We start from the raw sequence: 13,662 nt of genomic DNA, 5'->3' as shown, positions 1-13,662 counted from the left end.
ATTCCCAATCAGAATCCGAAAAGCTTTTTTCTTCGGATTTTGATTTCGCTGTCGAGCAATGCGGATACGGTGGTCAGGAATACGTACAGGTCGCCTTCGAAGTAGTCTTCGGCGAAGGAAGTATCTTGACCAAACGGAGGGTCGACGTACTCCAACCCTTCGGGCGTCATATGCCTTCTGATATAGGTCCTTATTTCTCGTTTGAACAGGACTGCATGCAGCAGATCCAGGAACCCGTAGCCGATACATTCCTTGACTATCTGGGGAAGCGTGAGGGGTTCAAATCCTTCCTTTTCCTCTTCATCTAGAAACTCGCCAACTGCATCGCCGACAGAAAACATGAATCCATGTAAATATGCGTATCGCATCTTTAACGCCCTATAAAATTGGATGAGCAGTGACAATGTAATATGGCATGTGATTATATTCAACAAACCGAATGGTCACGTTAACCTTAGACATGTGCACTACTTTACTAGGTGCTTCTCGCGCAACCCCCCAGCCAATATTCTTTCCAAGACTCATCTTAAAATCACGACTAGTATTATTTCTCAATAAAAACTTGGACTTTGAGAACATTAATATTTTTAGCCTGCTATTTTGAAGCACCTTGCTAACTGCCCACTCTGCCGTATCCATGTCATAAAACGTCGAAGAAACATTAACTTTTTTTGACGCAAAGCGCTTTGTTAAGTAGTCAATATCTTTACCTACATGCTTGCGCAGCGCGTGTCCTCCTCCCAAGTTACCAGGCACATTGGGCAGCTTTTCGCTTGTGACAATTGATATTCGCCCCGCTCGCACGGACGACACTCTGAACGCGTTGTACAGCGAAGCGGTGGAAAGCGGAACGGCAAACTCAGTTGCAAGACCTATCACCTGGCCAGCCGATTTAGAGGTGCCGAGCGCTTCAGCGGCAGATGAACCGGCCTTGAAAGCAAAAGAGTCAGTCTCTTTGCCTGTAAGGAGCTGTGTTGCTCCTGCAGAAAGTTGGTCGGAAGCATGCACGCCCATTGCGACACATCCGATTTTAGTAATCATCGTTGGTTCGGGCACGGCGCAGAGTACCCCTGAACCTGCCAGCTCTACGATACCGCCAACAAGGCGTAGACTCCCGAAGATACGGTTCGACATTATCTCCGCAGGTGTGAGCGACTCTTGCGTCAAGATCGCAGCCATCTGAGCAAAGCTCAGCGCCACGCGAAACTCTCCATCGTCTGCCATGTTGCGTTTCCTTACGCGAATGGTTTGTTGGCGGTTCTGTCCCAACCTCCGGACACAATCCCTGCACTACCGCCATCAGCGCGACGCTGTTGGGAATATTCGAACTTGATACGGCCATAATTCAGGCTAATGATTTCCACAGGAAAACCACCTTGATCGGCGCCCTGTCCGCTGACGGTCGCGATCAAGACTTCCTCAAGCACGATGTCCATGTACTTGAATTTTTCACCACCAGAGCGATGTATGCGAATCGTCACCGTCTTGATGTGCGAGCCTCGGCAGCACAGCTCGAAGAGCTTGGGTGTTGCTCGATCTATATATTTGCTGATCTGGAAATCGCCCAGCGCCACACCGCCTGCGGACGCCCCGCCATTGGAACTCGCTGACTGGCTGATCGACTGGATTGCGTCATAATGATAAGAGAGCAACTCGATCCAACCCTTGTGGTCAGCATCCAACGACTCACCTTCTACCCCGTCCACCTGCATAAATGCGTCAAACGACATCGTTAGCTCCCTGCTTTTTTCAAATGAAAAGCGATGCTACCTGATGAAGGTTAATGATCACACCCCATTGGCGGTATATATTTGTGACGTCGACGACAGTTTAAAAAACTGCGGATCGATGTTCGGGCAATCCTATACAGATTAATCTTCATAACAAATACAAAGAGTGGCTAAGACAGCTCGATGCTGCCCCCGTAAAGCTGTTTTACAAGATTTACCCAAACGATGAGAATGTCCAACAGGCTGTTGGACAATTTCGTGTTATCAGGTCCTCCTCGCCAAGGGTTGGAATTCAACCTCCTGGATACCGCTCCCAAATCTCATCATCAAACTCCCCGCCATACCCCGAATAATCCCTAGGCACCCGCTCAATATCCTCCGCCACCGCCTCAATCACCCCACGCAACTCGAGCGGCGCAAGCCAGCGATCCGGGATCGCTTCAACGCCGTGCTGAATGCCCAGCAAATGCCCGGCAATCAGTCCGGTGCTGTCACTGTCGCCGCTGTGGTTCACGGCATTGATGACGCCGTCTTCGAACGATGTGGCAGTGAGTGCGCACCAGATGCCAATCGCCAAGGCTTCTTCCGCAATCCATCCGCCGCCCAGTGCGTCGATGCGCTCGGGGGTTGGGCGGTGGCCTTCGTAGCTAAAGAAGAGCACGCGCTCGACGATCGCTCGGGTTTCCTCCATGCCGGGTTTACCCCCGTGCTCGGACAGGCTTTTGGCAATGGCGTCGTCGAGGCTGTCCTCGCGGTCGACGATTCGCTGGAGGATGTCGGCGAACAGTCCGGCGGCCATGTAGCCCGTTGGGTGACCGTGGGTCAGACGGCCGGATTCAGCGGCGGTGTCGAAGGCGTTGCGAAAGAATGCGCACGGCGCGACGCGCATGACGGCGCCACAGCCTTTGCTGTCGTTTTTGGCGAGAAACCCTAATTCCGTGCTGGCCTTCAGCGCGCTTAAACACGTCTGGCCGGGCGCGCGGCGGGACCACAACGCGCGCTCCTGCACCAGCCAACCGTCGACGCTGACGGAAGTGGCAGGCGAGTAGTCCTGGGTCATCAGCCAGCGCAGCAACGCATGGTGGATGACGCCGGGTATGTGGCAAATACCGCGGGAGATACCGCGCACATGGGCGCGCAGCAGCCCTTCAGCGGTGAAGAGCATCATTTGCGTGTCGTCGGTGATGGCGCCAAGCCGGCCGTAAGCCGGGGCGAAATCGACAATGCCACGCGCACCGAAGGTAGCGCGGATGGCACTCCAGTCGAGAAACTCGACCGGCGCACCCAGCGCATCGCCCACCGCGCCGCCGAGCAGGCAGCCTTTGATCCGTTCAAGTCTGTTCATCTGTGCTTCCTTACACTGGCTGCATCATGATTTGGAGCGATTCGAGCGTTCTTTCACGTGGCTCAACATAGGCTCTTTCGGCACGCGAAGTCCTGATCTTCTATTTGTTAATCCTCAAATTCAGGCCCAAGATCTTGCTCACGTCGACGCGACCTCCAGCTCTTATATCCCTCCGAAATCTCCACCTCGGTCATCATTATTCCGAACCTCGGAAAAGCCTGCTTCAGCTCCAGCTCAGCCGGAATGAAGTCATCCCCGCCCCTGATTGATCGGAACATACCGTTGGGCACCTCACCAAAGGCGATGAGATCCGGCGCCTCAACTGGCAGCCCTTCTCCTTCGTAGGCATCGTATGCAGCCATGTAGAGCACATCATTGATATGAGCCTGAACGCTTCGGTCGCCACGCTTGAAAAAATGCACGGGTTGGAGGCTTTCTTCCCACACGTCGACGTGTCGCTGGAGCTCGGCCTGAGGTGGCATTTCCCCGCGTACGTTAACCGCCAGCACGAGCAGTTCAGCGAGATACCGGGAGTTGAACTGCTCCAGAAAACCCTTCATGTCGTTGCGTTTCAGGCCGACGAACATCATCGCGTAGCGCGTGTCGACTTTCATGGCGAGCAGGACATGGGTCTTGCCGAACGTGGCGACGTGCAATTGCCAGCGATCCACTCGCTCGTGTGCTGCGCTGTCCGCTTCCAGCGATTGGGCAGCAGCGGCGGGCTGCACAGCGCTGATGATTTTGCCCTTCACTTTCTTGGAGAAGAAATCACAGGCGTCCTGGGTGCAATCAAAAATCAGCATGGGGATAGAGGTCCATTCGGCGATGGTCGAGGATACCGACGCTGGCATCGAGGCGCCAACACGCTGAAAAGACGAATAGGCTGCCGTCAACTTCTAGGTGTCTGGACAGGCCCCTTCCCGGCTAAAGCCGGTCCCACTAACTGACAGCGTGTCATTCAGTGGGACTGGCTTTAGGCGGGAAAGCCGAAAGCGCATCTTCATCGAATCATCTGCCTAACCCCAAGCATCACAATCACTGCCCCACACACCCGATCAATCGCCTTCTTTTTGCTGGTATACGCACCCGCAATCCGGGGCCGTGACAGCGCGGTGGCGATCAGTGCATACCAAGCCGACGACACGATGGCGACCATCGCCAGCATCGCGGCGAAGGTTTCAAACTCGACATGGCTCGGCGCGGCAGCAGAGAAGATTGCTGCGTAAAACGCGACTGACTTGGGGTTGGCGATGTTGGTGGCGACGCCCTGTTTGAATGCGCTTCGCAGGCTGGGCATCTGACCGGCGCGGGCGTCGACTGTGGGAGGTTTACCGGAGGCGAATATCAAGCGCATTCCTAACCAGACGAGATAGCCCGCGCCGAGGCATTTGACGACAAACGCCAGCCACGGCAGCAGCGAGAAGACCGCGCCAATGCCCAGGATGGCGCACGTCGCCCAGAACAGATTCACCACCACGATGCCCGCCACCAGCATCAGTGCGTGAGCCGTTGTCGCAGAAACCGCTTTGTGCGCGACCGCCACGAAGTTGGGGCCGGGGATGATCACGCCGGCGCAGTAGACCGAGAAGACAGCTGTTACCGCAGGCCAATTAACCATGAAGTGTTCCTCGTAGTCGGGAGCGGCGATCACGCCAGATGGGTCAGGTTGATCCCTCGAAAGGCACCCGCCAGTATTCGCAGGCTTTCGCGGGTGTGCGCATCCATGTGGCGCGAATACATCACCATCTCCACGTTCGGCAATGACGGTAGTTGAAAGCCCTGGCCCACATCAATCAGCCGCGACGACGCCAGCCGCAACGGCAAAGGTGCGACGCCGATGCCAGCGGCTGCGGCATAGAGCGCGGTCGCGACACCTCCGCCAATGAAGCTGTCTGCCCACTCGATGCCTGCCTGAGCAAGCAGCCGGGTTGCGCTGCTGCGTATTCCGCATGCGTCGTCGACAGTGACGAGGGGCATGGGCTCGCCGCGCGTACGCATCGACAAACTGGCGAACCAGCCGTAGCGATCTTCAAACAGCGGTTCGGCATCGCGGCGGTTTTTCTCGGAGCGAACGATGGCAACGTCGATTTCCTCACGATCGTATTCGGCCAACAGCTCAGACGACGCTCCTACCCTCACGCTGATGGCCAGGCCCGGATCGTAAGATTTTATCTTTTCCAGAACGCTCGGCAGTTCAGGCCCGGCGACATGGTCACTGATGCCCAGGCGCAATCTACGGGACGTATGCGCCACTTCAACCAGAGCAAGTTGCTGCGCGACCAGCAGCGTGCGGGCGCGTGGCAGAAAAACTTCGCCGTCGGGGGAAAGCTGTATCGAACGGGGCGTGCGGATCAGCAGGCGTCGGTTGAGCGCACGTTCGAGCCGAGAAACCTTCAAGCTCACCGCGGCCTGGGTCAGCCCGAGCACGTCCGCAGCCTGGGTAAAGCTGCGCAAATCCGTGGTAAGCACGAATGCTTCCACGGTGGAGAGATCGAGATGCTGTGTCATTAAGGATAACCGTTGGTTATGTCTGAAATAGGCTAGCATAAATGTACAACGAGCCACGTACTCGTCACCCTTCGTAGCCAGTGGCTCGACTCCGGGCCTGAACAGGGAATTGGGTTGCGATGGGAAATGTGAAAGTGCTGGACCCGATACAAAGCGGCACCGAACAAGCCAACCGCCACCGCTGGATCGTGCTCGCCGTTGGCGTGGCGGCGCAGGCGAGTTTTTCCATGGGCTTTCAAGGTATTCCCGCCACCGGCCCTCTGTTGCAGGAGGCCTACCGCCTTACGCTGGATCAGTTGGGCCTGGTGCTCGGCGCGATCGCGCTGGGAATCGCGGCATCGGAGGTTGTCTGGGGACTGCTGACCGACAAACTCGGTGACCGCTTCGTGCTGCTGACAGGCTTGCTCAGCACCAGTCTGATTTTCGCTTTGCTGGCCATGTTTGGTGCGCCGCGTGCGGGCTCGATCCCCGGGGTGATGCTGCTCGGCGCTGGGTTGCTCGCCCTCGGCATATTCGGCGGCAGCATCAATGGCTCAAGCGGCAAGGCCGTCATGACCTGGTTTCAGGACGGTGAGCGCGGCTTTGCCATGAGCATTCGTCAGACCGCCGTGCCGGTCGGCGGCGGCATCGGTGCGGCGATCCTGCCGTGGGTTGCGCTGCACATGGGGTTCATCAGCGTTTTCACCACGCTGGCGGTGACCAGCCTGCTCGCCGCCGGCGCCGCCTGGACCTGGCTGACGCCCGCGCCGGTACAACCCGCGCCCAAAGTGAGTAGCAACGGGCCGGTGAGCAGTACGTTGCGCGACTGGAGCATCTGGCGGCTGTTCGTGGCCAGCGGTCTGTTGACCGTGCCGCAATTTGCCGTATTGACCTTTTCGGCGATTTACCTGATCAACGAATACAAATTCGGCATCGCGATCACCTCAGCCGTGATCTTCGCGGTGCAGGTGATTGGCGCCATTGCTCGCGTGTGGAGCGGCCGCTGGACGGACAAACATAAAAATCGTCGCACCGTCGTGCGCGCCATCGCAGTGCTGGCGGCGGTGGCGCTACTGCTGTTGCAGCTCAATATCATGACGATAAACGTCCCGCTGCTCAGCGTTGCCTTGCTGATTGCTGCCGGTGTGTTCGGCTCGGCTTGGCACGGAGTGGCCTACACCGAAATCGCGGTCATGGCCGGCGCGTCGAGGGTTGGTACTGCATTGGGGATCGAAAACACCGCCGTGTTCGCGGCGGCCTTTGCGACGCCAGCGCTGATTCCGTGGCTACTGCGGGTTTGCTCTTGGCCGCAACTGTGGGGAGGCATCGCGGTGTTGTGTCTGATCGCTGCGGCCCTGGCGCCCAAATCGGAGTCCTGACCCAGACAACTGGCCTTTATACGGGAGCGGCCTAAACCGCTTCCGTAGCCAATCCTTATTGGCGGTAGTTCACCTCACCCCGCCAACACATGCCGCAAAAACAACTCCCCCGCCACCGACAACCCTTCCCGCGACCTCACGCAGACGTTGAGCTCGCGACTGGCCCATTCCTCTTCCAGCTGAACCACTTTCGCACCGTCCATTCGGTAAATCCCTACACTGCCCTCGGGCATGATGCCGATGCCGACGCCCGCTTGAACCATCAGGCTCAGGGCGTCGTAGCTGGCGACTTCCATGCGGATTCTCAGGGAGCGGCCCAGGTCGTTGGCGGCTTTGATTAGCTGAAAATTGAGATGAGTGCCGCTGCGCAGGGCGACGTATTCGTGGTCGAGGGTTTCGCTGAAGCGCACTGACTCGCGGCCTGCCAGCGGGTGGTCGTTGGGCACGATCAACACCAGGCGATCGGTGCGGAATGGGAAGACTTCAATGTCGGCGCCATGGGGCAGGCGCGTGAAGATGCCGATCTCGGCGCGGTTTTCGGCGACGGCTTTGGTGATCGCCAGGCTTTGCTGTTCTTCAAGGATGATGTTGATCAGCGGGTAAAGCGCCATGAACGACTTGATCAGGCCGGGCATGAATTGGGTAATCGCGGAGATGTTCGCCAGCACGTGCACCGAGCCGCGCGTGCCGTTGGAGTAGTCGCGCATCTGCAGGACGATGTCGTTGAGGTTGTTCAGCGCGCTGCGGGCCATGAACAACAACGACAGGCCGGCATCCGTCGGCGTGATGCCTTTGTTGGTGCGGTTGAGCAGCCGGGAATCGAGCAGTTCTTCCAGTTCGCTAAGCCGCTTGCTGACGGCCGCCGCCGCAATGTGTTCGCGCTTGGCGGCGGCAGCAATGGTGCCTTCTTCGACGACGCTGACGAAGAGTCGCAGCGAGACGGGGTCGAGTTTCATGTGGGGTACCGGGCGTGCTGGCCTGAGTGGCTGCCATAGTACCCCGTCAGACATCGCCTCAGAACGCGCCCGACAACAGATGGCCGGCGTTCGGAACCTGCGCTGTAAGGCCGAGGGTTTTGAGCATCTGGTAGACGGTCGCCACGGACGCAGACAGCACCGGTTTATCCAGTCGATCCTGTACGACCTGGATGGCAGGCAGCGAAGGCATCTGCACGCAGCACGACAGAACCACTCCGTCGGCTTGCCCGATGTTGAGCCGGTCGGCGTGGGCAACGAGATTCATCGGGTCAAGGCGCCCGACTTGCAAGTTGTCGGAGACTTCCAGGCTGATGGCGTCCACCACCTCGATTCCAGCCGCTTCGATGTAGTCGATGACCTGTTGAGTGAGTGGCTTCATGTAGGGCGTGATGATCGACACTTTCTTGTAGTCGAGCATCTGCAAGCTGTCGATCAACGCGCCGGCCGAGCTCAACACGGGTGCGTCGGAGGCGTTGCTGGCGACCGTCTTGCTCAGGCGTTCCTGAGACACTTTGTGGTAACCGGCGCCCTGGCACATGATTGCCACCAGGCAGGCGTACGCCATGACATCGACCCGGGCATCGCTCAATTCCAGCGCGCAGCGGTCGCTGTCGATGTCCATTTTCTTCAATTCTTCGGGGCTGACTTTCATCATGCGCATGCGGGAGGAATGGAAGGTGAAGCGCTCGTCCGGGAACAGGGAATACCGCGACGTGAGCATCGCCGGGATCTCGGTTTCCATGGTGGTGTTGGAGCTGGGGACGATCTGGCCAATCCGGAAATTTCTCACAGGGTCTTCTCCATTTCGCCGATGGCGAGGTCATGTGCGACCGATGCTAGGAGTGACGGTGAGCTGCGTATATCAGGCAATGGCGAGCCTGCCATCGCGGCTGGCGATGGCAGTTAGAAAAGGGGCGGATCATTGCTCAATGCCAACCTGCCTCATCAAAATAAACTCGATCATCTTGTAGGAGCGCGCTTGCCCGCGAGCGCGGTAGGTCAGTCACCTTTCCATCAACTGACAGGACGCATTCGCCAGCAAGCCGGCTCCTACGGACTTGTGTCTTCCACGAGCGCAAATCTTGCGCTTGGCGCCGCACGTTGTTCTCGCTGACAAACCGCATTCGCCTGAATTACTGCCGCTGCGCGCCAGATCGCGGGCAAGCGCGCTCCTACGCCCTTCGGGCAGAGGCAGACCGCGATACATGCCATTTCGCCCTTCGGGCAGAGGCAGACCGCGATACATGCCATTTCGCCATTCGGGCAGAGGCAGACCGCGGTCCATGCCGATTCACCTGCGATTTCACACCAGAGGGTTGTGATCCAGCGCGGATTACCGACACCAACGCAGATCAACGGACGGCGCAAATCACCTGTAGGAGCGCGCTTGCCCGCGAACACGGTGGGTCAGTCACCTTTCCATCAACTGACAGGACGCGTTCGCCAGCAAGCCGGCTCCTACGGACTTGTGTCTGCCACGAGCGCAAATGTTGCGCTTGGCGCCGCACGTTGTAGGAGGTGCCGGTTGGCGCTCCACCTTGTCCCGCGATCGGCTGCGCAGCACTCGTAAAAACCGGCGCCGCTGCTCTCGCTGAAGCACCGCATTCACCTGCTTTACTGCCGCTGCGCGCCAGACCGCGGGCAAGCGCGCTCCTACGCCCTTCGGGCAGAGGCAGACCGCGATACATGCCATTTCGCCCTTCGGGCAGAGGCAGACCGCGATCCATGCCGATTCACCTGCGATTTCACACCTGAGGGGAGGTCATCCAACGCGGATTACCAACACCAACGCAGATCAACGGACGGCGCAAATCACGTGTAGGAGCGCGCTTGCCCGCGAACACCGTGGGTCAGTCACCTTTCCATCAACTGACAGCACGCGTTCGCCAGCAAGTCGGCTCCTCCTACAAAGCAAAGCCGTGTCAGGGCTGTCTCGACTACGCGTGAGAAAGCACCTCGCCTCGCGCAGGCGCTTGGGCCTTGTGATTGCCCAGCATCGCCCGCGGGATGGACAGAATCAGTCCGGCGCTGATGAACAAACAGGCGCCCAGCACGTAGGTGCCGTTGTTGATGTTGCCGGTGAGGTTCTCGGCGACGGCGGTGATCATCGAGCCGGTGAAACCCGACAGGTTGCCGATGGCGTTGATCATGCCGATTCCCGCAGCGGCCGCGACGCCAGACAGCACGGTGCCCGGGAGGGTCCAGTAGATCGGCATCAGGCTCAGCACGCCGGACGCGGACACGCTGAGGAAGATGATCGACAGCACTACGTTACTGGCGAAGTAGGCGCTGAGGATCAAGCCGATGCCGCCGATGATCGCCGGAATCGCTGCGTGCCAGCGGCGCTCGCCAGTCTTGTTGGAGTGCCGCGCGTTGAGGGTCATGGCGATCACGGCGATGCCGTAGGGAATGGCCGTCAGCAAACCAATGTCCATCGGATTGGAGACGCCGGCGCTTTTGATGATCGATGGCATCCAGAACGCCAGCCCGTAGAACCCGGTATTGAACGTCAGCAGGATCAGCACCAGCAGCCATACGCGTCCGTTGAAAAACACCTCGCGCAGGTTGGTCGCCTTGCCTTTGCTGTCGGTCTCCAGGTTGGCCTTGAGCATGGCCTTTTCCTGGGGCGACAGCCATTTGGCCGCGTCGATGTTATTGGCCATGAATGCCAGCACCACAAAGGCCATTACCACCGAAGGCAGGCCTTCGATGATCAGCAGCCACTGCCAGCCGGCCATGCCGTTGACGCCTTGCATCCGAGTCATCAACCAGCCGGAAATCACACCGCCCAGCGTCAGACTGATCGGCATCGCCATCAGGAAACCCGCCATCACCCGGCTCTGCCGACGGGTAGGAAACCAGTAGTTGAGGTAAAGGATGACGCCGGGAAAGAACCCTGCCTCACAGATGCCGAGCAAAAAGCGCAGCACGTAGAACATGGTTTCCGACTCGATGTGGAAAAACTTCGCCAGCGGTACGGTAAACGCGACGGCCATGGAGACGATGGCCCAGGTGAGCATGATCCGGGCGATCCAGAACCGCGCGCCGAAGCGATGCAGCAACAAGTTGCTGGGGACCTCGAAGAGGAAATAGCCCCAGAAGAACATGCTCGCGCCGAGGGCATAGATGGTGTTGCTGAATTGCAGGTCGTTGAGCATGTCCAGCTTGGCGAAGCCGATGTTCACGCGGTCCAGATACGCCGCCATGTAACACAGGAGCAGAACGGGGAGGATGCGCAGGATGACTTTGCGGTAGGTGCGGTCTTCAAAGCTGGCGTGCCCGGGACCCGAGGACTCGGGCAGGCGCTGGGAAACGGTTTCCATGGTGGGACCTCCAGGCACTCGGAGGCGCCTGTATTGTTGTTATGTGAGGGTCGAAACACGGAGCGATGTTACTGACAGCGGCATTGATTAGGATAATGACTTGTTTCCATTGATTGATAACGCAGCGTTATCGATCACTGCCGCGCAAGCCGGGCATTCGCCAGCAGGATTTCGGCAAATTCCGACGCGGCACCGAGCAACGGCTCACCGCGTCGGGTCAGGATTCCGTAATCCTGGGGCGCCAGTTTCAGCGGCGTGTTCAGCACTTTCAGCAAGCCCGAATCCAGATGCGGCTGCGCCATGGACGCCGGCAACATGGCGATCATCGGCCCGGCCTGCAGCACTTGCAGGAAGGTCTGCATCGAGATGGTGTCGATGGTGTTTTTCGGCGTCGCAATGCCGGCTTTGGCGAAAGCTTGCTCCATCCGTGCGCGAATCGGGGTGCCCAGCGGATACAGAATCCATGGCCATTTTCCGAGATCTTGCAGCGGCGTCTGCGCCAGTTCGGTCAGCGGGTGGCGGCTGTTGACGACCATGCAGAACGGCTCAGGGGCCAGCGCCTGAAAGTCATACACCTGCTGCTGGTTTTCATGGGTGTAACGCGCTACTGCGAGGTCAAGTTTCTTGTCGTCGAGCATTTCCATTAAATGGTCGCTGGTCTGCTCGACCACCTCGATCGACAGCAGCGGCCAGCGCGCTTTCAACTGCACAATGGCTTCCGGCAGCACCGCCGCCGTCGCCGCGAAGATCGCGCCTACTTTGAGGAAACCATGCCCGCCTTCGCGCAGGCTGCTGATCTGTTCCACGAACTTGCTCGCGTCATTCAGGGCGATCTGCGCATAGCGCACCACGTGCTCGCCGAGGGCGGTCGGCGGCATGTTCCGCGGCAGACGCTCGAACACATCAAAGCCAAGCAGCCGCTCGATCTCGCGCAGCATTTTGCTCACCGCGGGCTGGCTGAGGTTCATGTGCTGTGCCGCCGTGTGCATGTTGCGGGTCCGCGCCAGGGTTTCGATGAGCACCAGATGCTTGAACTTGAGCCAGTTACAGACCGTGGAAAAGGAAATGTCTGACATGAGCGCGGCCTCAATGAGCGATAACCCAGTGTTATCGATTACTGAACAGATGTCATTGGAGTTTATCGCCGGTGCTGATTAGGGTCGCTTGTAGACCATAAGTAGAAACCATAAAAAGTGTCGAGGACTTCACCATGCCTATCCAGCTCACCCCCGATAACACTCTCCCCGCCGATGGCCTGAATGGCACATTGATCGGCCGCGCCTGGGTACCCGGAAAAGTCGGCGGCCCGTCGCCCGTGGTGTTGCGCAGCGACGGGGTGTTCGATCTTTCGTCGAGCTTCGCCACCTTGAGCGACTTGCTGGAGCTGGAATCACCGCTGGCCGCCGTTCGCGAAGCCCATGGCACGCGCGTCGCCAGCCTCGAAGAATTGCTGGCGAATTCGACTGCAACACCTGATCCCAACAAGCCGTACCTGCTGGCGCCCGCGGACCTGCAAGTGATCAAGGCCGCAGGGGTGACCTTCGCCGCGAGCATGATCGAACGGGTGATCGAGGAGCAGGCGGCGGGGGACCCGGCCAAGGCGGAGAGCGTGCGCGCCATCGTGCAGAACGCCATCGGCGACAACCTGCGAAACATCAAGCCGGGCTCCGAACAAGCCAGCCAACTCAAGGCGCTGCTGATCGAGCAAGGCATGTGGTCGCAGTACCTTGAAGTGGGCATCGGGCCAGACGCCGAGATTTTCACCAAAGCACCCGTGCTCGCGGCAGTGGGCAGCGGCAGCCAGGTGGGCATTCATCCGAAATCGGAATGGAACAACCCCGAGCCGGAAGTGGTGCTGGCGGTGAACAGTCGCGGGCAGATCCACGGCGCGACCCTCGGCAACGACGTCAACCTGCGCGACTTCGAAGGCCGCAGCGCGCTGCTGCTGAGCAAGGCCAAGGACAATAACGCCTCGTGCTCGATCGGCCCGTTCATTCGGCTGTTCGACGAAACCTTCTCCCTCGATGACGTGCGCAACTGTGTGGTCGATCTGCAGGTAAAAGGCGATGACGGTTACGTGATGAAGGGCTCAAGCTCAATGTCACAGATCAGCCGCGATCCGGCCGACATCGCTGGCCAGGCGCTCAACGCCAACCATCAATACCCGGACGGCTTCCTGCTGTTTCTCGGCACCCTCTTCGCCCCGACCGCAGACCGTGACCATGCCGGCGGAGGTTTTACCCACAAGTTGGGCGATCAGGTCAGTATCAGCAGCAGCCTGTTCGGCGGCCTGCACAATGAGGTGACCCACAGCAGTGACGCGGCGCCGTGGACATTCGGCGTCGGCGCGCTGCTGCGCAACCTCGCCGTGCGCGGTTTGTTATAGCCCGGCAGGAAACGCGTTCTGCCAGCGCGACGCAC

Annotated in this window: 13 protein-coding genes; 2 read left to right on the top strand and 11 right to left on the bottom strand. The window is 58.9% G+C overall.

The genetic code is table 11. The annotated features are described in order from the left end of the window. Positions 1 to 8: 8 nt before the first annotated feature. The 7 genes from OKW98_RS04730 to OKW98_RS04700 all read right to left on the bottom strand — a co-directional run bounded on the left by OKW98_RS04730 (position 9) and on the right by OKW98_RS04700 (position 5,622). On the bottom strand, positions 9 to 368 hold the full coding sequence (locus OKW98_RS04730) for a hypothetical protein (protein ID WP_265388154.1): 360 nt from the start codon (positions 366 to 368) through the stop codon (positions 9 to 11). Positions 369 to 378: 10 nt separating this feature from the next. Continuing rightward, on the bottom strand, positions 379 to 1,224 hold the full coding sequence (locus OKW98_RS04725) for an RNase A-like domain-containing protein (protein WP_265388153.1): 846 nt from the start codon (positions 1,222 to 1,224) through the stop codon (positions 379 to 381). Positions 1,225 to 1,235: 11 nt separating this feature from the next. Continuing rightward, positions 1,236 to 1,730, bottom strand: coding sequence for an Hcp family type VI secretion system effector (locus tag OKW98_RS04720; RefSeq protein WP_265388152.1), 495 nt, complete (start codon positions 1,728 to 1,730; stop codon positions 1,236 to 1,238). 292 nt (positions 1,731 to 2,022) lie between these two features. Continuing rightward, the gene (locus OKW98_RS04715; protein WP_265388151.1) at positions 2,023 to 3,075 is read right to left on the bottom strand and encodes an ADP-ribosylglycohydrolase family protein; all 1,053 of its coding nucleotides are present in this window, start codon (positions 3,073 to 3,075) and stop codon (positions 2,023 to 2,025) included. A 107-nt stretch (positions 3,076 to 3,182) separates the two neighbouring features. Then, complete coding sequence (locus OKW98_RS04710; protein ID WP_265388150.1) at positions 3,183 to 3,878, bottom strand: DUF6933 domain-containing protein; 696 nt, start codon at positions 3,876 to 3,878, stop codon at positions 3,183 to 3,185. Positions 3,879 to 4,075: 197 nt separating this feature from the next. Continuing rightward, positions 4,076 to 4,693 carry a LysE family translocator gene (locus tag OKW98_RS04705; RefSeq protein ID WP_322114178.1) on the bottom strand — a complete coding sequence of 206 codons (618 nt, stop codon included), beginning with the start codon at positions 4,691 to 4,693 and terminating at the stop codon, positions 4,076 to 4,078. A gap of 29 nt (positions 4,694 to 4,722) precedes the next feature. Beyond that, positions 4,723 to 5,622 (bottom strand): LysR family transcriptional regulator, encoded by a 900-nt coding sequence (locus tag OKW98_RS04700; protein ID WP_265388148.1) that lies wholly within the window; start codon positions 5,620 to 5,622, stop codon positions 4,723 to 4,725. Positions 5,623 to 5,702: 80 nt separating this feature from the next. Here OKW98_RS04700 and OKW98_RS04695 point away from each other — a divergent pair, with 80 nt between their 5' ends. Continuing rightward, entirely contained in the window at positions 5,703 to 6,941 is a 1,239-nt protein-coding gene (locus OKW98_RS04695; protein WP_265388147.1) for an MFS transporter, read from the top strand. A gap of 74 nt (positions 6,942 to 7,015) precedes the next feature. On the opposite strand, the gene OKW98_RS04690 is transcribed toward OKW98_RS04695, so the two are convergent. The 4 genes from OKW98_RS04690 to OKW98_RS04675 all read right to left on the bottom strand — a co-directional run bounded on the left by OKW98_RS04690 (position 7,016) and on the right by OKW98_RS04675 (position 12,317). Then, entirely contained in the window at positions 7,016 to 7,897 is an 882-nt protein-coding gene (locus OKW98_RS04690; protein ID WP_265388146.1) for a LysR family transcriptional regulator, read from the bottom strand. A 58-nt stretch (positions 7,898 to 7,955) separates the two neighbouring features. Next, positions 7,956 to 8,708, bottom strand: coding sequence for an Asp/Glu racemase (locus tag OKW98_RS04685; protein WP_322114164.1), 753 nt, complete (start codon positions 8,706 to 8,708; stop codon positions 7,956 to 7,958). 1,147 nt (positions 8,709 to 9,855) lie between these two features. Further along, the gene (locus OKW98_RS04680) at positions 9,856 to 11,241 is read right to left on the bottom strand and encodes an MFS transporter (protein WP_265388145.1); all 1,386 of its coding nucleotides are present in this window, start codon (positions 11,239 to 11,241) and stop codon (positions 9,856 to 9,858) included. Positions 11,242 to 11,375: 134 nt separating this feature from the next. After that, entirely contained in the window at positions 11,376 to 12,317 is a 942-nt protein-coding gene (locus tag OKW98_RS04675) for a LysR family transcriptional regulator (protein ID WP_265388144.1), read from the bottom strand. 134 nt (positions 12,318 to 12,451) lie between these two features. Here OKW98_RS04675 and OKW98_RS04670 point away from each other — a divergent pair, with 134 nt between their 5' ends. Then, entirely contained in the window at positions 12,452 to 13,627 is a 1,176-nt protein-coding gene (locus OKW98_RS04670) for a fumarylacetoacetate hydrolase family protein (RefSeq protein WP_265388143.1), read from the top strand. Positions 13,628 to 13,662: the final 35 nt, after the last annotated feature.

This window comes from Pseudomonas sp. KU26590, from assembly GCF_026153515.1.
Taxonomy (GTDB): Bacteria; Pseudomonadota; Gammaproteobacteria; order Pseudomonadales; family Pseudomonadaceae; genus Aquipseudomonas.
Note: the sequence above shows the minus strand (reverse complement) of the source record. Positions and strands in the feature narration are given on the sequence as shown.

Excerpts from the sequence above, each read along its gene's own strand:
- OKW98_RS04730 (WP_265388154.1), bottom strand. The coding sequence starts at position 368 with ATGCGATACGCATATTTACATGGATTCATGTTTTCTGTCGGCGATGCA.
- OKW98_RS04725 (WP_265388153.1), bottom strand. The coding sequence starts at position 1,224 with ATGGCAGACGATGGAGAGTTTCGCGTGGCGCTGAGCTTTGCTCAGATG.
- OKW98_RS04720 (WP_265388152.1), bottom strand. The coding sequence starts at position 1,730 with ATGTCGTTTGACGCATTTATGCAGGTGGACGGGGTAGAAGGTGAGTCG.
- OKW98_RS04715 (WP_265388151.1), bottom strand. The coding sequence starts at position 3,075 with ATGAACAGACTTGAACGGATCAAAGGCTGCCTGCTCGGCGGCGCGGTG.
- OKW98_RS04710 (WP_265388150.1), bottom strand. The coding sequence starts at position 3,878 with ATGCTGATTTTTGATTGCACCCAGGACGCCTGTGATTTCTTCTCCAAG.
- OKW98_RS04705 (WP_322114178.1), bottom strand. The coding sequence starts at position 4,693 with ATGGTTAATTGGCCTGCGGTAACAGCTGTCTTCTCGGTCTACTGCGCC.
- OKW98_RS04700 (WP_265388148.1), bottom strand. The coding sequence starts at position 5,622 with ATGCTAGCCTATTTCAGACATAACCAACGGTTATCCTTAATGACACAG.
- OKW98_RS04695 (WP_265388147.1), top strand. The coding sequence starts at position 5,703 with ATGGGAAATGTGAAAGTGCTGGACCCGATACAAAGCGGCACCGAACAA.
- OKW98_RS04690 (WP_265388146.1), bottom strand. The coding sequence starts at position 7,897 with ATGAAACTCGACCCCGTCTCGCTGCGACTCTTCGTCAGCGTCGTCGAA.
- OKW98_RS04680 (WP_265388145.1), bottom strand. The coding sequence starts at position 11,241 with ATGGAAACCGTTTCCCAGCGCCTGCCCGAGTCCTCGGGTCCCGGGCAC.
- OKW98_RS04675 (WP_265388144.1), bottom strand. The coding sequence starts at position 12,317 with ATGTCAGACATTTCCTTTTCCACGGTCTGTAACTGGCTCAAGTTCAAG.
- OKW98_RS04670 (WP_265388143.1), top strand. The coding sequence starts at position 12,452 with ATGCCTATCCAGCTCACCCCCGATAACACTCTCCCCGCCGATGGCCTG.